Annotated in this window: 17 protein-coding genes; 9 read left to right on the forward strand and 8 right to left on the reverse strand. The window is 28.6% G+C overall.

What is annotated here, in order from left to right; genetic code table 11:
• Positions 1–5 precede the first annotated feature (5 nt).
• The 3 genes from ACKTTQ_RS06235 to ACKTTQ_RS06245 all read left to right on the forward strand — a co-directional run bounded on the left by ACKTTQ_RS06235 (position 6) and on the right by ACKTTQ_RS06245 (position 4,240).
• The gene (locus ACKTTQ_RS06235; RefSeq protein WP_408048689.1) at positions 6–2,357 is read left to right on the forward strand and encodes a TonB-dependent receptor; all 2,352 of its coding nucleotides are present in this window, start codon (positions 6–8) and stop codon (positions 2,355–2,357) included.
• Positions 2,358–2,365: 8 nt separating this feature from the next.
• Entirely contained in the window at positions 2,366–3,610 is a 1,245-nt protein-coding gene (locus tag ACKTTQ_RS06240) for a PepSY-associated TM helix domain-containing protein (protein ID WP_408048690.1), read from the forward strand.
• 87 nt (positions 3,611–3,697) lie between these two features.
• On the forward strand, positions 3,698–4,240 hold the full coding sequence (locus ACKTTQ_RS06245) for a DUF2911 domain-containing protein (RefSeq protein ID WP_408048691.1): 543 nt from the start codon (positions 3,698–3,700) through the stop codon (positions 4,238–4,240).
• 33 nt (positions 4,241–4,273) lie between these two features.
• Here the strand turns inward: ACKTTQ_RS06245 and ACKTTQ_RS06250 are convergent, their stop codons facing one another.
• From ACKTTQ_RS06250 to ACKTTQ_RS06265, 4 genes are all read right to left on the reverse strand, one after another.
• Entirely contained in the window at positions 4,274–4,774 is a 501-nt protein-coding gene (locus tag ACKTTQ_RS06250; RefSeq protein ID WP_408048692.1) for a hypothetical protein, read from the reverse strand.
• 553 nt (positions 4,775–5,327) lie between these two features.
• Complete coding sequence (locus tag ACKTTQ_RS06255; protein WP_408048693.1) at positions 5,328–6,239, reverse strand: DUF5777 family beta-barrel protein; 912 nt, start codon at positions 6,237–6,239, stop codon at positions 5,328–5,330.
• Positions 6,220–6,777, reverse strand: a complete 558-nt coding sequence (locus ACKTTQ_RS06260) for a YceI family protein (protein ID WP_408048694.1) — start codon at positions 6,775–6,777, stop codon at positions 6,220–6,222. Before ACKTTQ_RS06260 ends, ACKTTQ_RS06255 begins: the two co-directional genes overlap by 20 nt.
• Positions 6,770–7,207: an OB-fold protein gene (locus ACKTTQ_RS06265; protein WP_408048695.1), complete on the reverse strand. Its 438-nt coding sequence runs from the start codon at positions 7,205–7,207 to the stop codon at positions 6,770–6,772. The genes ACKTTQ_RS06260 and ACKTTQ_RS06265 overlap by 8 nt, the downstream gene beginning before the upstream one ends.
• A gap of 154 nt (positions 7,208–7,361) precedes the next feature.
• On the opposite strand from ACKTTQ_RS06265, the gene ACKTTQ_RS06270 reads away from it, so the two are divergent.
• From ACKTTQ_RS06270 to ACKTTQ_RS06295, 6 genes are all read left to right on the forward strand, one after another.
• Positions 7,362–8,456, forward strand: coding sequence for a LytR/AlgR family response regulator transcription factor (locus ACKTTQ_RS06270; RefSeq protein WP_113786433.1), 1,095 nt, complete (start codon positions 7,362–7,364; stop codon positions 8,454–8,456).
• Between the two features lie 155 nt (positions 8,457–8,611).
• On the forward strand, positions 8,612–9,031 hold the full coding sequence (locus tag ACKTTQ_RS06275) for a hypothetical protein (RefSeq protein WP_408048696.1): 420 nt from the start codon (positions 8,612–8,614) through the stop codon (positions 9,029–9,031).
• A gap of 308 nt (positions 9,032–9,339) precedes the next feature.
• Positions 9,340–12,333: a leucine--tRNA ligase gene (locus ACKTTQ_RS06280; protein ID WP_408048697.1), complete on the forward strand. Its 2,994-nt coding sequence runs from the start codon at positions 9,340–9,342 to the stop codon at positions 12,331–12,333.
• Between the two features lie 111 nt (positions 12,334–12,444).
• Positions 12,445–13,404 (forward strand): hypothetical protein, encoded by a 960-nt coding sequence (locus ACKTTQ_RS06285; protein WP_093869340.1) that lies wholly within the window; start codon positions 12,445–12,447, stop codon positions 13,402–13,404.
• 62 nt (positions 13,405–13,466) lie between these two features.
• Positions 13,467–14,672, forward strand: coding sequence for a GNAT family N-acetyltransferase (locus ACKTTQ_RS06290; protein WP_408048698.1), 1,206 nt, complete (start codon positions 13,467–13,469; stop codon positions 14,670–14,672).
• Positions 14,673–14,681: 9 nt separating this feature from the next.
• Positions 14,682–15,548 carry an acyl-CoA thioesterase gene (locus tag ACKTTQ_RS06295; protein ID WP_408048699.1) on the forward strand — a complete coding sequence of 289 codons (867 nt, stop codon included), beginning with the start codon at positions 14,682–14,684 and terminating at the stop codon, positions 15,546–15,548.
• Between the two features lie 21 nt (positions 15,549–15,569).
• Here the strand turns inward: ACKTTQ_RS06295 and ACKTTQ_RS06300 are convergent, their stop codons facing one another.
• The 4 genes from ACKTTQ_RS06300 to ACKTTQ_RS06315 all read right to left on the reverse strand — a co-directional run bounded on the left by ACKTTQ_RS06300 (position 15,570) and on the right by ACKTTQ_RS06315 (position 21,485).
• Positions 15,570–16,223 carry a lysoplasmalogenase family protein gene (locus ACKTTQ_RS06300; protein ID WP_408048700.1) on the reverse strand — a complete coding sequence of 218 codons (654 nt, stop codon included), beginning with the start codon at positions 16,221–16,223 and terminating at the stop codon, positions 15,570–15,572.
• Between the two features lie 151 nt (positions 16,224–16,374).
• Positions 16,375–18,381 (reverse strand): DUF3857 domain-containing protein, encoded by a 2,007-nt coding sequence (locus tag ACKTTQ_RS06305; protein ID WP_408048701.1) that lies wholly within the window; start codon positions 18,379–18,381, stop codon positions 16,375–16,377.
• Between the two features lie 9 nt (positions 18,382–18,390).
• Complete coding sequence (locus ACKTTQ_RS06310; protein ID WP_408048702.1) at positions 18,391–20,301, reverse strand: DUF3857 domain-containing protein; 1,911 nt, start codon at positions 20,299–20,301, stop codon at positions 18,391–18,393.
• Between the two features lie 83 nt (positions 20,302–20,384).
• Positions 20,385–21,485, reverse strand: a complete 1,101-nt coding sequence (locus tag ACKTTQ_RS06315) for a DUF4407 domain-containing protein (RefSeq protein WP_408048703.1) — start codon at positions 21,483–21,485, stop codon at positions 20,385–20,387.
• Between the last annotated feature and the right edge of the window lie 79 nt (positions 21,486–21,564).

Below are 21,564 nucleotides of genomic sequence, written 5' to 3' on the forward strand. Positions count from 1 at the left end.
AAAGAATGAAGAAAACATATTTAATGGTATGTATTACAATGCTATTTGTTGTAATAAATACTTCAGCTCAAACTATTTTTAAAGGAAAAGTAGTTACAAAGCAAAAAGAATCTATTGTACAAGCTACAATTATATCACAAGAGAATAGAAAGAAAGGAACAATTACCGATTTCGATGGTAACTTTTCTATAAAGTTAAAAAATGAAAGTGTACAAGTATCAGCTATAGGTTATAAAACAAAACAAGTAATTTTAAAAGAGGGTTACAATACTATTGTTTTAGACGAGGACATTGAAAACTTAGAGGAAGTAATAATCTCGGCAAGTAGAGAAACACAAAAAAGACAAGAGGTTTCGGCTTCTATTGGATTATTAACAGCGAACCAAATAAAGGAAACGAAAGCATTTGGAATAGAGCAGCTGGTAAATCAAGTTCCAGGAGTTTTTATGAGTACTTCAAAAGCATCAAGTAATGAGCAACATTTTATGGCTACTCGATCTCCAATATCAACAAAATCATTGTTTTTATATGTTGAAGATGGTTTGCCAATACGTCCAGTAGCAGTGTTTAATCATAATGCTTTGTTAGAAATGAATAATACGACCTTTAATAGAGTTGAGGTATTGAAAGGGCCAGCTTCTAGTATTTATGGAAGTGAAGCTATTGGAGGGAGCTTTAATTTTATTACTAAAAACCCTAGTAAAGAGTTTGGTGGTTCCATAGGTTTTCAAATTAATGATTTAGGGTTAACAAGATATGAGCTTGAAGCTTCAACAACACTAAAAGAAAAGCATGGTTTTTATATTGGAGGGCATCATGTACGAAGAGATAATGGTATTGTAGGGCATTCTGATTATGAAAAAACGGCTGTTTCATTTAAAAATACAAATGAGTTTTCTGAGAGCTTACAATGGACAAATAGTTTAACATATATAAACTATCGCTCTGATATGTCAGGATCAATTTCTGAGAAAAATTATACAGATGGAAATTATAAAAGCAATCAAACATTTACTGAGCGTAAGGCAAAAGCTTATAGGTTTCGTTCTACGTTAGATAAATTTTGGAATGATCGAAATAAAACTTCTTTTAATTTTATATACAGAAATAATGAAATGAACCAATTACCATCTTATAGAATTAAACAAAACAGAGTTGGGGGAGTTTTAGATGGTACAGGAAAAGGAGAAATTAACGTTAATAAATTTAAAAGTTATGTTGGTTTAATTCAGCATAAAATAGATTTTAATTTTGCTAATTCAAGTTTAATAGTTGGTGCTACAACTGATTTTTCACCACAAACTTATCAAGCAGAAAATATTGATGTAACTGTTGATGTTGCATCTGCTAAAAATATATATTATTCTATTAAAAAAGGAGATTATATTTTAAAGTACGAAGCAGATATTTTTAATTATGCAGGGTATACACAGTTTGAAATATCACCTTTACAAAATGTTAAGTTAACTGGTGCAATTCGTTATGATGGTTTTAAATATAAGTATGATAACAAAGATGAAGGGAATTCAGGAGTACAAGATACAAATGTAACCTATACTAATTTTTCACCGAAGTTAGGTGTTAACTTGAATTTAAGTAAAAATGCGGGAATATATTCTAATTACTCTAAAGGATTTACGCCACCACAAGTTGGAACTTTGTTTAGAAATGGAAAAAATACAACTGGAAATGCATTTTCTTTACAACCTGCTAAATTTCATAATTATGAAATTGGAGGGTACTTTATGATTCCTTCAAAATTAAAAGTAGATGTGGCTATTTATCAATTAGATGGAATTGATAGGTTGATTTCTATTAGAAATGATAACGGAGATTTTGTTCAAAAGAATGCTGGAAAAACACGTTCAAAAGGAATTGAATTAGGAGTTAAATATAATTTTATTCATAATTTATGGGTGAATTATAGTGGTAGTTATGCAACTCATAAGTATCGTTCTTTTTTTGATAATAATGTAGATTATTCTAATACTGATATGCAAACTGCACCTAAATATATAGCAACAACTTCTTTGAATTATAAACCTATTAATAATTTATTAGTAACACTTGAACATGAGCAAATAGGAAAATATAATACTAGTTTTGAAGGGCAAGCCGTTGTTGGTAAAGATGGATTAGGGAATTCAGTTTTTGGAACTTCTACTTATGATGGTCATCAAGTTTTTAATTTTAGAGCAAATTATACGTACAAACAGTTTGAAATTTGGGGGCAAGCCTTAAATGTTTTTGATAAGCTGTATGCAGTAAGAGCTTCTTATAGTAAATGGGGTAAACAAAATACGTACAGTATTGGAAACCCAAGAGCATTTCATTTTGGAGTGAAGTATAATTTTTAATGAATGAAATGAAAAATAGAAATTTGAATCAATGGTTGTGGAAGTGGCATTTTATTGCTGGTTTAATATCATTACCTTTCGTATTAGTGCTTTCGGTGACGGGGGCTATTTATTTGTTTAATCCTAAAGTAGAAAAGGAGGTAAAAAAGAATATTCAACATGTAGTAGGAAAAGGTGAAATAAAACACTCCTTTCAACAACAATGGGATGTTGCTATAAGGCATATGAAAAAGAAACCAATTGCAATGGTTTTACCTGTAAATAGTGAAGAAAGTACAGAGTTTGTTTCAGGTAGATTTAGTCATAAAAAATCACTATTTGTAAATCCATATACTAATGAAGTATCAGGAAAGTTTTCATCAAAAGACACATGGATGTATAGCGTTAGAAAACTACATGGAGAATTATTAGGAGGTAAAGTAGGAACAAAAATTATTGAACTAATTGCAAGTTGGATGATTGTACTTATTATTACAGGTCTATATATTTGGTGGCCTTTTAAAAGAGGTATTAAAGGTGTTTTTACAATTAGATACAAAGAAGGAAAAAGAATTCTTTTTAGAGATGTACATGCAGTGTTAGGGTTTTGGATTTCAGGTTTGTTATTACTAACCTTAGCAGGTGGTTTACCATGGACAGATGTTTTTGGAGGTAATTTTAAATGGGTGCAGAAAGTAACCAATACAGGATATCCAAAAACATGGAATGGAAGAGGGTTATCTTCAGCGATTGCTAATAAATCATTAACATTAGATAAAATGGTTTTTATAGCAAAACAGCAAAATTTAGAGGGTACAATAAGTATAGGACTACCAAAATCGTCCAAAAGCACATTTAGTGTATCTAATAAAACAAGTAACTTAGAAGCTCAAAAAATGTTACATTTTGATCAATATTCTGGTCAATTACTAAAGGCGCACAACTGGAGTGATGTAGGTATTTTAATGAGAGGAAGAATGTGGGTTATGGTATTTCATCAAGGACAGTTTGGAGTATGGAATTGGTGGCTAATGTTTGGGGTAGCCATTGCACTAACATTAATGAGTATTGGAGCTGTTTTTTCATATTTATTAAGAAAGCAAAAAGGAAACTGGGGAATACCTAAAGTAAAAAAAGATTTTAAAGTGGGGGCAGTAGTTATATTATTTATAGTGTTCTTAGCAGTTTTATTACCTCTTTTTGGACTAAGTGTATTGTTATTGTTTATATATGAGTTAATGAAGCAAAGAAGATTTTTAGTAGCTAAAAAGTAAAAATATTTTTTTAAAATTAATAAAAGTTTAACGTAAGGATATTTAGATTTGTAGACGAATACGAAATAATCACATATACACAGAATAATGAAAAAATCAATTTTATCAATTATTGTATTTACAATAGCGCTAGTGTTTTCAAATGAAATAAATGCGCAAGAATTTCCAGGATTAGATAAAAGTCCTATGGATGCAGCGTCATACCCTTCAAGCTATAGAGTTTCTAATAAGAAGGTAAAAGTAATATATAGTCGCCCTCAGTTAAAAGGAAGAGGTTTAGATAAATTAGCGCCAGCAGGTAAAGTATGGAGAACGGGAGCTAATGAAGCAGCAGAAATTACTTTTTATAAAAATGTGAATTTTGGTGGTAAAGAAGTAAAGGCAGGTACATACACTTTATTTACAATTCCAGGAGCAACTAAATGGACTGTAATTTTAAGTACAGCTAAAAATGTTTGGGGATCATATTTTTATAAAGAAAGTGAAGATGTAGTTCGTGTAACCGGAAAGGTTTCAACAGCAAAAGAAAAATTAGAAGTTTTTTCAATAGCTTTTAGTGGTGAAGGCGATAACTTTACCATGAATTTAGGTTGGGGAAAAACGATAGTTACAGTTCCTGTTAAAGGATAATTTTTGTAGAAAAAAAAAGGGTTAAAATTTATTTTAACCCCTTTTTTTTATGCGTTTATATTTTTCAGGATCTACTTCTTTCCAGTAGGGTTCATAAAAATCTCTTTTTTTCAGATTGTTTTTATTTATAAGACGTGAAAATAAATTAGCTAAGACTTTTTTTTCAGATGATGATTCAGATAGTAAATCTGTTTCGTTTTTATCTAATATTATAATCGAAGAGTAAGAATATTTAAACGCTTCATAACCATTAGTTATAATTGTATACTTTTTTCCATTTGAAAATAAGTCTATATTTTCCCATATTAAAATGGGGTGCTTTATATTATTTGAATATGTTTTTTTACTCCATTTTCCAAACTTATCATACATTACTTTATGATTATCAAGTGGTGAACCTCCTGTAAAGCGTATTTCGTTATAAGAAGTTGTATCACTTTTATGGATAAAATTAAATTTTTCAAACACTATTTTATGAGTTGAAAAACAACTTAATAGAATAAAAAGTAAAAATGATAGATAAAAGTATTTCATAACAGTTTTTTAGCTAATATAAAGCTTATGGATTATAAAAATAAAAATTGTTAAAATATTTTGATAATCAGTGACTTATTGTTTTAAAACGTGTCATAATAGTGTAAGTAGTAACAAATACATTTACTAGATAAATGAAACATAAAGTAAATCTCACCATATAAGAAAGAGGTCACTAAAAAGAAACATTTATAAGAACTACTTAACTTACAATTTTACCCCTTGATGCTCAATGGGAATCGCCATTGAGCATTAAACCTTTTAGTTTACTCCCTGTTACTATAATGTAAGAAAGAATAGATAAAATATTTCTATTCTATTACTTTCGTTTATGACTAAAAATAATACGCTTAAGGAATTTTGTGAAAAACAATTAATAATTAAATAGATATTTGATGAGCCAGTATAACTGGAAGGGGAAATATTTTATAGGTAATATTAAATTTAAACATAGTACTACCTTTTATGATTTATCAAAATCAACTAACTACTTTTATTTAAAATCGTCTAGAATTTACTTTTAGACGATTTTTTATAGTATTGAAAACTTAATTTAAAGTTTGTTTTTACTTAAATGTAATACAAATGTTGCATTAAAACCAAAATGGAAATTACCATCATGAAAGTTGAAATTATTTTGAGTTTGTGTAATAAAAGCATCCTCAGAAAAACTTCGAGCATTTGTAATTTGAAATTGTAAAAGTAAATGACTTAGCTCCCAGTTAACTCCAACCATAAAAGGGTTGTAAATTTTTATAGGTGATTTTACAGGGTTGGTTACATGATAGTATTCAGAAACAATAGAAACATGTCCTCCTACTTTATACCTTGCTCCAAGCCCTAAAGCAAATTGGCTTTTGGGTTGACCTTCAAAAACACTATTAGTACGATTAATTAAAGTTGGCGTTAACTGCATAGAAAACTTTCTGTTAAATTTTCTGGCAATTAAAACTTGACTTGTAAAACTATAGATGTTTGAACCTAAAGTACTACTTCCGTATAATCCAGATGTAGCATTTTTATTCTTTCTAATAGAAGCTCCTTGAAATAGAACAATGCTAAATGGGGATTTGTTAGTGTTTCTTTTTTGTTTAATAATTTTATACTTTAGAAAACCATCCGTAACCTTATTAAAATTTGTATAGCCAGCACCAATTGTAAAATCATCAGTAATAGCATAGTCTAAACCAAAGCGTACACTGACTTCATCTGCTAAAAAACGTTGCGTGTTCCCCTCTTTATGATTCCAATATCTACTATAAAGAGAGATTTCTAAAGCTCCCTTTTTTCTAGTTTCAATAGAATGACCTAAACCAATTCTTGTAGTTTTAAAAGTGGCTATTTCGTTTACTGGCTTTGTTTGGTATTCTTTTTCTAGTTTAGTTAATAAACTTTGAGCATTCATGGAAAACAAACCTGCTATAAAAGAAAAAGAGAATAAATATTTAACGATTGATTTCTTCATAAGGAAGGTATTGGATTTTGATTTTAACTGAAACAATTTTGGCAATATTATTAGATAAAATTGGAGGTATTTTAATTTCGAAATCTTTAACAACTAAACTAAATTCACCATCTAGATAAAATCCTTTTGGAGTTTTACTAATTGATGTTTTTATAGAAATCTCTTTAGAGATACCACGAATGGTAATGGTACCTTTTATTAATTTAGTTTGAACTCCAGAAGCTAATGGATCAAAATCAATGATCTGTCCTTCAAAAGTTGCTTTTGGGAAAACATCCGATTCAATATAACTTTCATTAAAATGTTCATGCATCAAGTTTTTCTTAAAAACAAAAGCACGCATTAACATACTTACAGCTATTTCTTTTTTTTCAATATCTAAAATACTTAAAGCTTGATTGTTTTTAGCTTCTATATTTTCAACAGAAGCATATGAGAAAAATGAAACTTGCCCCTGCCGAGCAATAAATTGATTTTGTGCACTTATTTGAGTAAAAAAAAGAGCACTGAATAAGAAGAAAACAAGTAATTTATTCATTAATTTTAAAATCTATATAACAATCTAAAAGTATTACATCTTTTAAAAAACCTTTGCAAATTCCTTTTAAAGTTACTTTTTGATGTTTTTTTATGTTGGTTAGTTTTTTTGTTTGACTTTTATGAATGTCACAAATAATTCCAGAATTATTAGAGTTGTTACCTTCTAAAATGAGGGTAGTTTTATCGTTTAAAAAATTTATTTCTTTAATAATTCCAGTAACTTGTATTAGTTTATTGATGTATAAATCATCAGCTTTAGTTTCATTATGTATAAAAGCCTCTACTAATTTAGTTGACTGAATACTGATTTCAACTTTTGAAGTACTTGAATGCTTTTTATTAACAATCAAAAACTGATATGTAATTATTCCAATCAATAATAGGAATAAGAAAATAATAGCGAAAAAGAAAGTCTTTTTGGTAATCACATTTTCAAAAGTTAATTCTTTTTCAAAGAAAAAGAATTATTTCAAAATTACAGAACAAATCTACGTGAAAAGGTAATATTAAAAGTTGAAGAAGAAAAAATAAACACTAAAAAACCAATAATAGTAGTATATTTCGTTTTTTGAAAAGTAAAACATGAGAAAAGATAGATTGTATTTTTTAACGATTTTGTCAATAGCATTTGTCTTTTTAATAGTGGCAACTGTTGCCTCTAATTATTTTATAAAAGCTAGTGCTAATCAACTTATAGAGGTTCAAGTTGAATCTAGTAAAAGAGAAGCAAATGAAATAGCTAGGATGTTAGATTTTCAATTATCTAACAACTTAGATAAGAATAAAGCTATTAACAATCTTCAAGAAACAATTACTGAAACTAGCTCAGATAGTTGGTTTATTAGTGTATTTAATTGGTCTGGGCAAAAGGTATGTCATCCAGATATAACTAAAATCGGACAAAGTATTAACTCTAATTCAAACTTGTTATCATCTTTAAAAGGAAAGAATAATTCTGATGATTTGTATGAACTGCTTGTTACAAATTCATCAAATACAGCTCAATTAACTTCGGAAGTAATTCATATTGCACCAACTAAAACGTCCGATCTTATTGTAGCGGCAAATGTTAATGTGAATAGCATTAAAATTCAAATGAAAAAGCTAAGACGAAATTTTTACCTAATTTTTTTAATTATGGGTATTTTAGTTATTGTTTTATCTTCATTTGCAGTAAGGATAATTGGTAGTCGTTATGAAAAACAGTTAGAACTAAAAAACTCTAATTTGACTTCTGAAGTAATGAATTTATCAAAGCTAAATACTGATCTTGTATCTTATAAGGAAAAAGTAATAAAAGTAACTAAGCAAGATAAAACAGAAGGAAATTCAGAAAAAAATAAAAATAGAATTTTAACGTACATGAGAAATGAGTTAGTACCTGTGCTAATTAAAGACATTGCTTACGTTTATACAGAAAACACAATTACTTATGTAGTTTGTTTTGATGGAAAAAAATCTACATCTAATGCAAGTTTAGATGATATGTATACTAATTTTGATGAATCCTTGTTTTTTAGAGCGAATAGGCAGTTTATTATAAATATTGCTTCTATTGATAAAATAATTAAATATGGAAAGAGTCAATTAAAAATTGTTTTACAATCAGAAACTCCTGAAGCAATTATTATTAGTAAAAATAAAGCAGCTGAATTTAAACAATGGCTTAACATATAATAGTATTACTTTATTAGTAATTACTTAAAAGTTTAACTCTTTTTTTTCCTCTTTAATTCTTTTTTAACCCTCTTAGCTAAGTTTTAGGCTGTATAACTTAATAAATAATACGTATTTCGAAGTGTCTTAAATCACTAATCCAAAATACAGAAATTATGAAAAGTTTATATAATCTAATTGTTTTTATAGGAATTATAATACTCCTTGGGTTTTCAAGCTGTAGTTCTAATGAAGATGAATTATCCAAAGAACTAACAATAGAAGATAAAATTGAATTGTTAGAAAAAGGTGATTGGTTGTTGAAAGGGCTTGAGAAAAATGTTAAGCATACTTTTAAAAGTGGTAAACGATCAACATTTTATGGAATTGATGGAGTGTTTACAACTCCGATTCCAAGAACATTCGATTACTATAAAACAAATGAAAAATTAACAATCAATTATGGAGGTAGTAATATTAAGAGTTATGAGGTTGAGTTTAGTTGTGAGAATACGATTGTATCTTTTTTTATTAATAAAGAGGTTTTACAAGTATTATATAAGGAAGGGTCTAATTATAAAACATGTATAGAGTAAAAATAATTTTAAGGGAAAATATTTTTAATTCAATGTGATTGTCTTTCATGAGTAAGGTTGACAATAGTAGAGACGTCTACTTTTGTCAACCTTTTTAGGATAAAAAAGAAAATATAGATTTAATACTGTTATAAAATTCAGTACTTACTTAGAATTGAATATCATAAAACTTTTATAATCCTCAAATAAACGTAAATTTGCACCTTTAAATAAATATCGTAGTAATAGTAACGAGTTTGTTGTTAAAATCTAATTAATAGATTACTGCATTCTTTTGTTAATTATAACGATAGGAATAAATAAGAAGAATGCAATACAATCATCAAGAAATAGAAAAAAAATGGCAACAATTTTGGGCAAACAACCAAACTTTTAAAGCCAGTAACACTTCTGATAAACCAAAATATTACGTACTCGATATGTTTCCTTATCCTTCAGGAGCAGGACTGCATGTTGGACATCCTTTAGGGTATATTGCAAGTGATATTTATGCACGTTATAAACGTCATAAAGGATTTAATGTATTGCATCCACAAGGATATGATTCGTTTGGGTTACCAGCTGAGCAGTATGCAATTCAAACAGGACAACACCCTGCAATTACTACAGAAACAAACATAAAAACATACCGTCGTCAATTAGATAATATCGGTTTTTCTTTTGATTGGTCTCGTGAAGTGCGTACCTCTAGTCCAGAGTATTATAAATGGACTCAGTGGATTTTTACTCAATTATTTAATTCTTGGTATAATAAAGATACCGATAAAGCAGAAGATGTTTCAACCTTAATTTTAAAATTTGAAGCAGAAGGAAATGCAAATATTAATGCAGTTTCAGATGAAGATATTGATGTTTTTTCTGTGGATGAATGGAAAAGTTTCTCATCAGAAAAACAACAAGAAATACTATTACAATATCGTTTAACCTTTTTATCTGATACCGAGGTAAACTGGTGTCCTGCTTTAGGAACTGTTTTGGCAAATGATGAAATTGTAAATGGAGTTTCAGAACGTGGAGGACATGAAGTGGTTCGTAAAAAAATGACGCAATGGTCTATGCGAATTTCTGCATATGCACAACGTTTATTAGATGGACTTCAAAATATAGATTGGCCACAACCTTTAAAAGATAGCCAAACAAATTGGATTGGTAGAAGTCAAGGTGCAATGGTTTCTTTTGATGTAGATGGGTACGATGCTAAAATTGATGTATTTACAACACGACCTGATACAATCTTTGGAGTGTCTTTTATGACATTGGCTCCTGAACATGATTTAGTAGCAAAAATTACAACAGCTGAACAAAAAAAGGCAGTTGATACTTATATAGAAGCAACAGCTAAACGTTCTGAACGTGATCGTATGGCAGATGTTAAAACAATATCTGGGGTATTTACTGGTGCATATGCTTTGCATCCATTTACTGGTAAACAAGTGCCTATTTGGATTGGTGATTATGTATTGGCAAGTTATGGAACTGGTGCTGTTATGGCTGTTCCATGTGGTGATCAGCGTGATTATGATTTTGCAAATCATTTTGGATTAGAAATTCCAAATATTTTTGCAAACGTTGATATTTCTGAAAAAGCAAACGATGCTAAAGACGGAATTAAGTTAGCGAATTCTGATTTCTTAGATGGTTTAAATTATAAAAAAGGAATGAAAACCGTAATCTATGAGCTAGAGAAACGCGGTTTTGGGTATGGAAAAATAAATTACCGTTTACGTGATGCTGTATTTAGCCGTCAACGTTATTGGGGAGAACCATTTCCAGTATATTATAAAAATGGAATGCCTCAAATGATTGAAGCAAAACATTTGCCAATTGTTTTACCAGAAGTTGAAAAATATTTACCTACTGAAGATGGAAAACCACCTTTAGGAAATGCTGAGGTTTGGGCATGGGACTGCGAAAACGCAAAGGTTGTTAGTAATGATTTAATTAATAACGAAACTGTGTTTCCATTAGAACTAAATACTATGCCAGGTTGGGCAGGAAGTTCTTGGTATTTTAACCGTTATATGGATTCGAATAATAATGGAGAGTTTGTAAGTAAAGAAGCGGTTGATTATTGGAAAGAGGTTGATTTATATATTGGTGGTTCTGAACATGCAACAGGACATTTATTATACGCACGTTTTTGGCAAAAATTCTTGTTTGATAAAGGACTTCTACCAGTTGATGAGTTTGCTAAAAAACTAATTAACCAAGGAATGATCTTAGGAACGAGTGCTTTTGCTTATGGTTTTGGTCCAGGTTTATCTTATGAGAAACCACAAGACATGATCGAAGCAGTCAAAGCAGGAATTGTAAATAAAAAGTATGTAATTCCTAAAAGTTCCTATGACAAAGGAGTTAAAGGTGAATTAGATGAAGTAACTAAAGGTATTGTTGATGAGATAATTGAAGATTATAAATCAAAAGGATTTAATATTAAGTATGTAGGAGATGAGTTTAGTGGAACTTTCACCCCTTTTAGAGTTAGTTTAAATCATTTGAAAGGCACTACAGATGTTTTGGATGTAGAAAGTTTAAAGAAGGATAGTTTATTCAGCTTTGTTAAAGATGCTGTTTTTATTTTAGATGAAAATAGTGAGTATATTACACATCGAGAGGTTGAGAAGATGTCGAAATCGAAATACAATGTAGTAAATCCAGATTTAATTTGTGAAGAATACGGAGCAGATGCATTGCGTTTATTCGAAATGTTTTTAGGGCCGTTAGAGCAAACTAAACCTTGGAAAACTTCTGGTATTTCAGGAGTGTATTCTTTCTTAAAAAAATTATGGAAATTATATGTTGGTGAAAATGGAATTACTATTTCTGATGATGAACCAACAAAAGATGAGTTAAAAACGTTACATAAAACAATTAAAAAAGTAGAAGAAGATATTGAGAATTTCTCATTTAATACTTCAGTTTCTACCTTTATGATTGCTGTGAATGAATTAACTGCATTAAAATGTAATAAACGTGCTATTTTAGAGCCGTTACTAACATTAATTTCTCCGTATGCACCTCATATTTCAGAAGAATTATGGAGTAAATTAGGACATGCTGAATCTATTTCAACAGTTAACTTTCCAAAATTTGAAGCTTCTCATTTAGTTGAGAGTTCTAAAAATTACCCAGTTTCATTTAATGGAAAAATGCGTTTTACGTTAGAGTTACCTTTAGATATGTCTAAAGAAGAGATAGAGAAAACTGTAATGGCATATGAAAAAACGAAAGCTCAATTGCAAGGACGTACTCCTAAGAAAGTAATTATTGTGCCTGGAAAAATTATTAATATAGTAGGATAGTAAAACACTGAACTACAAAGTAGTAAAACACCTTGGTTTATTTAATTAAACTAAGGTGTTTTTTTGTGATTAAAACTAAAAATATTCTCAAATTTGCACAAAAAATATTCTATGAAAAAGTTGTCCTATAAAAGCTCTTGGTTGTTTTTATTAATACCTTTAGGTATTGTTTTTTTTGTACTTGTACCTGAGTTTGAAGGTAAATATAAAAAGTATGCAGAAAAACAATTAACACTTCAAAAAGATATTTATAAGTTAGACTCTTTAAGGCAGTTGCAACATCCTACTTCTAAAGATAAACATCTGCTAAAAAAGCTAGAAATTACGGTTCCAATACACACAAAAGTATATGGGAAAGAAAAGTTTCTCTATTTTAAAACTGGTGGAATGTTACTTGTTTTAGCATTTATGGGTATTGGGATGGTTACAACAAGTTATATTTCTAATAGAAATAAAACTTCCTCTAAAAACAAGCAAGTAAACTTTACTTTTGATGATTATACAAATGATGTTATAGGCGAGCAAATTTCATGGGAAGCTGTAGAAAGTTCTGGTAGTAATTTTGCAAGTGAAACATTTAAGAAAACTCCAAAAGGGTATAAAATAACGTCTAGTTCTTTTACAAAGATTTTTGCATGGAGCTTTTTATTAATAGGTTTAAATTATGTAGTGTTTTCTTTTTATGAATATTATCAGTTTAATACTAGTCCACTTACCTTTATGAAGGGTGGTAAGCTTTTTTTTACTTCTGGAGGGCCATTTTTATTGATAGGCTGTTTTTTAGCATTACTTTTTTCACCTAAAGTGCATATTCATACGCGTAAAAGAAAAATTATTGTAGGTGGCGAAATTCTGCCTTTCCAGCAAGTGTATGCCTTGCAAGTGCTGCAGAAATTCACAGAAGGCAGCAGTTCTTCAGGAAGTTACTTTTCTTATGAGTTAAATTTAGTAACGAATAAAGGAGATAGGTTTAATTTGTTAAATCATGGGGATAAACAATACTTATTGAGTGATATGATTAAAATAAGTAAATTGTTAAATGTTCCTGTTTGGAATGCAGGAGTTGTATAATACATTAAAGATGGTATATATGCTAAACTTTTAGTATTTTACACTCAAATTATAAAATATTAGTGAACATTTTATCTTGTAATAATAATGCCCCTAATGCTCGTTATTTTTCATCAATAAATAAAATCCCAGATGAAATTTATAAAGAGTTACAGTGCTTAGATAACTTATATTTTAATCCCAAATATTTAGAAGCTTTAGAGAAAAGCAATACACAAATTCAGTTTTTTTATATTGTTTTATTGGATGATGATAAAAAAGCAATAGGGTTTTCTACCATACAAATTATAGATTTTTATTTAGATAGTGTTCAAAATGAAATGCAGTCAATTGTTGAGTGGGTAAAATGTATGGGTAGAAAATTAAAAGTTTTATCTTCTGAAAAACCATTTAAAATACTTACTTGTGGAAATACATTTGTAACTGGAGAGCATGGTATTTTTATTCACCCAAATCAAAATAAAAAGGATGTTTTACAACAGTTTGTGAAAGCATTATTACATTTTGTAAACCAAAACACATCATTAAAAAATGATATTGACGCTTTTATGATAAAAGATTTCATTAAAGAGTCACTTGTTATTACTGATGATTTACACAATGAAGGCTATTATTCTTTTAAAGTAGAACCCAATATGGTATTGGAACTAGATAAAGACTGGGTACTTTTTGAAGACTATTTAGCTTCAATGAGAACAAAGTTTAGGGTTAAGGCGAAGAAAGCATTAAAGCAAAGTAATGCTTTAAAAGTGAAAGATATTTCTGAAAGTAATATAGATAGCTTACTACCTGAGATGACGAAATTATATAAAAAAGTGTCAAGTAGTGCTAGTTTTAATTTGGGAGATTTTAATTTAAATACATATAAAGTTCTCAAAGAAAATTTAGGAGATAATTACATTTTAAAAGGATATTGGTTAGAAAATAAATTAGTTGGATTTTTATCAGGAATTGTTAATCAAAATTCATTAGATGCTCATTTTGTGGGTATAGATTATAGTTTGAATAGACAATATGCTGTTTATCAAAGAATGTTGTATGATTATGTTTCTATGGCAATTACTAAAAAACTAACTACTTTAAACTTTGGTAGAACTGCAAGTGAAATTAAAAGTTCAGTAGGTGCCGTTCCTCAAGAAATGACAATTTATTTGCGTCATAAAAAAACAATACCTAATAAAATATTAAGTTTGTTTTTAAATAAAATAAAACCAACAGAATTTAAACAAAAGTACCCGTTCAAAGATAAAACGTTGATAGAAAAGTAGAATAAAAAGATGAAAGATACTCAGGAGTTATTAAATATATTAATATTAGAAGATGTAGGAGAAGGAAACTTTAATGGAATAAGTAAAGATATTGGAAGCCCTAATGTTTTTGGAGGGCAAGTATTAGCTCAGGCATTAAATGCAGCTTATAGAACTACTCCTAAAGAACGTATTTTACATTCGTTGCATTCTTATTTTTTAGAAGCGGGAAATTTAGAAGTTCCAATTACCTATAATGTACAAACAATTCGTGATGGAGGAAGTTTTTCTACTAGGCGTGTGACTGCTCATCAAAATGATAAAACTATTTTTATATTAGCTTGTTCTTTTCATAAGGTAGAAGAGGGGCATGAGCATCAAATGCCAATTAAGAAAGACATAAAACAACCAGAAGAATTGTTAAGTTGGAATGATATGTTAGATCAGTTTGGAGCATTCTTACCTAAGAAAATGAGATCTTTTTTAAGTATTGAACGGCCTATAGACTTTAAGCCTGTACAAATTGTAAATCCGTTAGATCAAAAAGATTTACCTCCTATTGTTGATGTTTGGTTTAAGCTAAAAGGAGAGGTCGAAGATTTAGAATTAGCAGTAAAGCAACAAATTTTAACCTATATCTCAGATTATAATATTTTAACAGCTTGTTTGTATCCAAATGCGAGTAAAGCTCATTTTGGAAATACACAAATGGCTAGTTTAGATCATTCAATGTGGTTTTATCGTGATTTTGATTTTAGCGATTGGATGCTGTTTTCTGTTGAAAGCCCAAATTCTTTTGGAGCTCGTGGTTTTGCCTGTGGTAATATTTACACAAGAGATGGTGTTTTGGTTGCTTCTGTGGCTCAAGAAGGGTTAATGAGGCCTATGAGAAAATAAAGGATTGTTTATTGATATTGGCTATTTTTTTAATTTATTAACAATCATAGATTCACAAATAAGGTAACGAGCTATGTAATAAATTATCGTATAAATTAGTACATAAGCCATGTTATAATCTAAAAACTTATTAAAAGCCATTAATATATCTCCTGTAATTATTAAGAACAACCCAAAAAGAAAGAGTTTGTTTTGGGTATTCATTTTATTTAAGTAGTTAAGAAAAGCGAATAATATCATAATAGCTGATGTTATTCCTAGCGATATAAATATGTATGAAATTTCTTGTAAATAAGGTTTTAAAATAACATAAATAACTACAAAAACAAGTAAGCAAACCGTAAAGTAAAAAACAAGTGTTTTTAGGTTAGTTCTAAATAGAGCCCTTCTTGATATAATGATATATAAAACTCTATTTGCTATTAAAAGTCCAGTGCCAAGCATTAATAAATCACTGTCAAATATTAAAGAAGCATCTGAAGCTATTGAACAAAGAAGCACTAATACATACCAATAGTTTATTTCTTTAGAAGTGCTTAAGTATAAAAAAGATAAGAAAATCAAAGAAAGTAGTTTTAAAACTAATTCTATCATAGCGTCATTATCTATAAAAAATAGGGATAATAGCGAAGCTATGAAATAAAGTGTTGAATATTTGTTAGTTATAGATTTCATAAGAAATGTAAATATAGAATTTTTATAATATGAAATGTTAAAATATTCTATTTGTGTTCTATAAGAAGCTTCAAATCAAATGAAATTACACAAAAAATCTTCGAAAGCTATAGCTTTCGAAGATTAATGCAAACATTGTTTTTACTATGTTTTATTTTTTTATGAGAACAATTTTTTCGTTTTGTTTCGAAACAAGTTGCTTATAAAAATCTTTTAAAATTGAATAATATTGAGGTGAGATTATATTTGAATTAATCTGCAATACTGACATTACTTTAATTTTGTTGCCTTTATGTGTTATGTGGAATTTGAAAACACCTAAGTTTTCAGGTAAACCTATAGCTAAAGGTTCTGGAATAGATTGCATAATATATCCTTTAGGCACATTTATAGATACTGTATGTTTGTCTTGCCATGGCAAGACAAAATCAATTGGGAAGTTACGTTCATTTGATTTGAAAGGGTTTTCTTTTATAGCTAAGAAAAACAGAGGGTTAAAGTATAATTTACCATTAATTCCTTCTATAAAATCATCTCCATCAAATTTAAAAGATTGAACAATGTTTTTTGAAAGATCAGTTTCATTAATGACTTTGAAATCATTAATTTCAATATTATTTTTTTCTTCAAGGTTTATAATTACGTCTTCTTCCTTTTTAACATTATTTTTTTGTCGGTAAAACATTGCAACATGATCAGAATAAGTAGTTCTTAACATTCCGTTTACTGAGAAATTGTCATTTACTTTTATATATAATGTATTCGTTTTTTTTGCATGTTTTTTAGGAAGAAGACTAACCCAATTAGAGGAGCCGTTTTCAAATATTTCTCTACCATTCCAATTTAAACATCTTGCTGGTAATATATTGGGGATAGTATATTTTTCAGTGGCGTCTAATAATATGTATTTATTATCTTTAAATAAAACTTTAGTAATTACATAATTAAAACCATCAATTGTAGGGAAAATAGATACTCCATGGCTTTTTGTGCTTACTAAAACTGGGTTTGCACTTACTCCGGCTTTACGTAACATTGCTGTTAATATTAAATTAATGTCTGCTACATTTCCTGCTCCTTCCTTATAGGTTTTTCTTACTCCTTTATCGATATACTTACCAAAGTAACCGGTCCATTTGATTTTACTTTTAACATATTGAAATATTAAAAGAGTTTTCTGAATGTCATTTTCAGCACTCTTTATTATCTCTGTTAAGTCATCTTCAAAATAACTAGATTTACTAAGTTCTCCTCCAAAACTAGATGATTTAAAGATTTGTTTACTAACATCCTTCCATGTGGTTGCATAGTTTTTATAAATAGATTGTGGAAATCTTGTTCCTGATAATTCAAAACTCATACCTCCTCTGTAATTGTTTATATTTCCAGTATATGGTTCTCTTTTACTTAAAGCAGGAATATTATTAGTACCAAATTTAAATATTTTAGTCTTATAGTTAACTTTTTTAAATTCATACCTAGTTTTTCTAACATAAAACCCTGTTGTATTTTTTATTTTAAAATTAATGGAACTATTACCAGTACTTTCTTTAAAAGGAACATGATAATACCCTTTAGGTTTAGTAGTGAAATAAAAATACTCAGGGGTTTCAACTTTATAATCTAATTTATTAACGGGGATACCGTATTGGAAATTTAGAGTTTCAATATCCCAAAATGGAGAAACATATTTATATTTTAGTTCAATTACAGAGCCAATTTTAATTTCAGGAAAAGTAATTTTTTTCTGACTTCTATATTTATTTAATTTTTCATCAAAAATATTTTTACTTGACACTTTTCTTTTCTCTACTTTTCCTTCTTGAATATTGAAGGTATAAGCTTTTAAAGCAGTTATTTTTTCTTTTTTTCCAGATTTAGGATTGTAATACCTTATCTTTTTTGTAGCATATTCAAATCCTTTTTTAGTATAAATTTTTATTCTTTCATGATATTCAGAAACAACGATGAAACCTTTATCTGTATTATATTCAAAAAAAGTCCTTCTTTTCTTAAATAAATAAGCGGCGTCAGCTGTTGAATCAATAGGATGTGTTTTTTCTGTTAATTCTTCTTTTGATACTTTACCAAATTTTATTTCTTGAGAGTTTAAAACGATACTTAGAAATAAAAAAGGGATGATGATTAACTTTTTCATAATTAGTTTTTATTGTTTGATTAGTTCAATTCTTAGGTTGTCGTATTTAGCAATTGATTTTATAAATTTTCTATAAGGTTTATAGTCTTCTTTTGGGTAAACACCTTCTTGTAAAGAAAACTCTCTTTTGTAAATAATAGACCTATCATTTATTTTTTCAATAGTTACTTTATAGGTTCCAAATTTAGTTTTGATTTCTTTTTTATTAGGTAGGGTACTTATGTTATAATCAGTTGGTAATTTTATGTTGTATTCATCTTTATCTATAAAACTACGATGAATTTTTAAAGGTCTTTTCCTTTTTCTATAACGCTTAGGAATATGTGTTGTTCGGTTTAATAAATTTACTCTAAATAAATAATTGGTATTACTAATAGTAGCAAACTCATTTACAGATAACTCTATTTTTTCAGTAAACTCTAGGTCATCTTTATTATTGGTTATTGATATTTTATTAAGTTCTAAGTTGTTGTTATAATCCCATACATAAGATTTGTAGTGTTTTTCTAGCTCTTTTTGACTGTGTTTTTCAATATGAAATTTATTATCATACTGAATTCCGTATGATTTTCTTGTTAAAGATGCATTCAGTGATCCATTTACTTTTAGGTCAATATTAGCATTAATTAGTTGTAGGCTTTTTTCTTTAAAACTAGGAGTTCTTTTAATAATACCACCGTCAGGGGTAACAACTAGTGCATCTCTATCATCTGTAAAGTCACCTAAAAAACCAAAAGGATTTGTTTGGCTTGTACATTCTAACCAGATATCATTTCCATTATTAGGGATGTTTAAAATCATGTGATTTCCTTGCATCGATGTGAAATCTTTATCTATATCTCTTTTGCCTTGAGCAAACACAATTACATGATGTGATTTAATTCCAATTGCATCTAAAAGAGCTTTTGTATAGTTGGTTAATCCTTTGCAATCTCCATAACCAACAGCATCAACTTTGTTAGCATCAATTGGTTCCCATCCACCTATGTCAACTTGTACACTGATATACCGAGTCTTATTTTGAACAAACTCATAAATTTTTTTTATTTTTTCTTCTTGTGTTTCTATTCCTTTAACTAAATCATTAGCTTTTGCTTTAGTTGAAGGAGATAACTCATTTCTGTTACGAAGTAGGCTATTGTACATCCATTTACCAAATTCATTCCAATCTTTTGCTGCTCCTTTAACACCTTTTAAAGCAAATAAATTTAAAGCAATTGATAAGTTAGGAGTAAATTCATTAAAACGTATGGTATTACTTTCGTATTTAATTGCTGGTTGATTTGTTAACTGATAAATCAAATCTGAGTTAATTGTAGATTGTTCAATTAAATACCCTTCAAAATTTAGCTCCCTTTTTCTAAACTCAATATTCAAGGGGTTAACTAAGGTATAGGTGCTTTTTTCAACGGATACATTATAACCTTCCATAGGGAACCATTGTGGAATAAAAGCAGTAGTATTATTCTTGTATTCAGATTCAAAAACAACTGTATAAGGGTATGAAGATGGAGTGTGTTCAAGGTATACTAACCTAGCATCAGAATATAATGTTCCACCAGCAACAGCACTTACATCTTCAAAATCACTTTTAGTATATTTTTTTATTTTTTTACCAAAAAGATCAAAAATAGTAGCAGTTAATTTGGTGATTCGAGTGTCGTTGTTGTAGTGTTGATATGCTTTAATGTGTTTTTTTCCTAATTCATTAAAAACAGTAACTATTCTTTTTTCTTTTACAATGAGTTTATCAACGTTTTTAATTTCAATTGTTTTTTCACTTAGCCTCACAATAGCATTAGCATTCTCCTTCAACTCTTTAGAAATTAGAAGAGAAGAGAAATCTGTTAATTCTTGTGAAAAAGTACTTAGTGAAAAAAAAAGTGCAACTATAGCAAATGTACGACTTAAATTTTTCATGCAATTTTTAAATTTAAATAGACTGCAAATTTATAAAAAAAATGGCTTATAAAAATATAAGTATTAGATATTAGTGAGTAAATTTATAATATTTTTTGTTGATTTTTATAAAAAGTGTCTGCTTGAAGCTTTAATAAGTCACGAGCTATTTTTTGTTTGTATTTATACAATTCTTCTTCGTCTTTTATATCTGAATACACCTTGTCGTTTAGATCTGTGTCAGTTTTTAGAAGAATATTTCTTTGATGTGTTTGTTGTTGTATCCACGTTTTAACAATAGATTCTTGGTTTTCAAACTTGTAATCATATTCTCCTTTAGAACTAATTAACTTTGAGAAAATTGGAGAGGTTTCTATAGCTAAAAATAATAGAAAAATAAAAAATGAAGGAAGCCAAGGTAATTTATTCAGTGCATTTATTCTTGCCATTAAACCGTCAACATTATTAATTATGGGTTGAGTTGATGTTTCAATGTTCTTTTGTTGGTTTAAAAGAGTGCTTATTGCTTCTTCTTTTTGAGTTATTTTTTTTGAATTTTCTTCTTTAAGTGAATTTAAATCAGCAAGTGCTTTATCGTGTTTCTTTCTTTTTTCTTTATATACAGGGCCTTTACCTACACGTTTAGTACCTTTTCGTCCTTCTGCTTCAGCTATATAAGTGTTATATAGGTTGTTTACTTCATTCTCTTTAGTATTAATTTCTTCTTTTAATTTATTAATTTCTGATTGAGTTTTTTCTATTTCAGGAGTAAATTGTTGAGCTATTTGTTGTTTATTGTTAAGTGTCATTTGATTTTTTTCTTCTAATAGCACTTGGTTGATTTCCTTTTCAAAAATTTTTAATTCTAAGGGTTTTGAGATAACAATAGCAATAATCATAGCTAAAATTAAGCGAGGTAAGGCTTGTAAAAATTCAGAACTAAACTTTTCTTTTTTTCTGATGGTCGAAACAATAAACCTGTCTAGGTTAAAAATTAACAATCCCCATACACAACCAAAAAAGATAGCGGTAAATATATTGTCAAAAACAGTGAAAAGTGCATAGCTAGAAGCTATGGTTGCCATAAGTGCTGTAAAAAAAACTGTTGCACCAATGCCTACATATTTATTTTGTTCTCCATTAGAACAATTATCTATTAAATGTAAGTCTACACCAGAGCAAATGAGGAAAAATTGCTTTAACATATTAGTAAAACGATTTTTTTTATAAAATGTTACAAAAAAAGCCTCATTTATGAGGCTTTTAACAGAAAAAATAAATTAT

The sequence above is a fragment of the Tenacibaculum halocynthiae genome (assembly GCF_964512825.1).
Lineage (GTDB): Bacteria > Bacteroidota > Bacteroidia > Flavobacteriales > Flavobacteriaceae > Polaribacter > Polaribacter halocynthiae.

Coding starts and splice junctions, on each gene's coding strand:
- ACKTTQ_RS06235 (WP_408048689.1), top strand. CDS start 6: ATGAAGAAAACATATTTAATGGTATGTATTACAATGCTATTTGTTGTA.
- ACKTTQ_RS06240 (WP_408048690.1), top strand. CDS start 2,366: ATGAAAAATAGAAATTTGAATCAATGGTTGTGGAAGTGGCATTTTATT.
- ACKTTQ_RS06245 (WP_408048691.1), top strand. CDS start 3,698: ATGAAAAAATCAATTTTATCAATTATTGTATTTACAATAGCGCTAGTG.
- ACKTTQ_RS06250 (WP_408048692.1), bottom strand. CDS start 4,774: ATGAAATACTTTTATCTATCATTTTTACTTTTTATTCTATTAAGTTGT.
- ACKTTQ_RS06255 (WP_408048693.1), bottom strand. CDS start 6,239: ATGAAGAAATCAATCGTTAAATATTTATTCTCTTTTTCTTTTATAGCA.
- ACKTTQ_RS06260 (WP_408048694.1), bottom strand. CDS start 6,777: ATGAATAAATTACTTGTTTTCTTCTTATTCAGTGCTCTTTTTTTTACT.
- ACKTTQ_RS06270 (WP_113786433.1), top strand. CDS start 7,362: ATGAGAAAAGATAGATTGTATTTTTTAACGATTTTGTCAATAGCATTT.
- ACKTTQ_RS06275 (WP_408048696.1), top strand. CDS start 8,612: ATGAAAAGTTTATATAATCTAATTGTTTTTATAGGAATTATAATACTC.
- ACKTTQ_RS06280 (WP_408048697.1), top strand. CDS start 9,340: ATGCAATACAATCATCAAGAAATAGAAAAAAAATGGCAACAATTTTGG.
- ACKTTQ_RS06285 (WP_093869340.1), top strand. CDS start 12,445: ATGAAAAAGTTGTCCTATAAAAGCTCTTGGTTGTTTTTATTAATACCT.
- ACKTTQ_RS06295 (WP_408048699.1), top strand. CDS start 14,682: ATGAAAGATACTCAGGAGTTATTAAATATATTAATATTAGAAGATGTA.
- ACKTTQ_RS06300 (WP_408048700.1), bottom strand. CDS start 16,223: ATGAAATCTATAACTAACAAATATTCAACACTTTATTTCATAGCTTCG.
- ACKTTQ_RS06305 (WP_408048701.1), bottom strand. CDS start 18,381: ATGAAAAAGTTAATCATCATCCCTTTTTTATTTCTAAGTATCGTTTTA.
- ACKTTQ_RS06310 (WP_408048702.1), bottom strand. CDS start 20,301: ATGAAAAATTTAAGTCGTACATTTGCTATAGTTGCACTTTTTTTTTCA.
- ACKTTQ_RS06315 (WP_408048703.1), bottom strand. CDS start 21,485: ATGTTAAAGCAATTTTTCCTCATTTGCTCTGGTGTAGACTTACATTTA.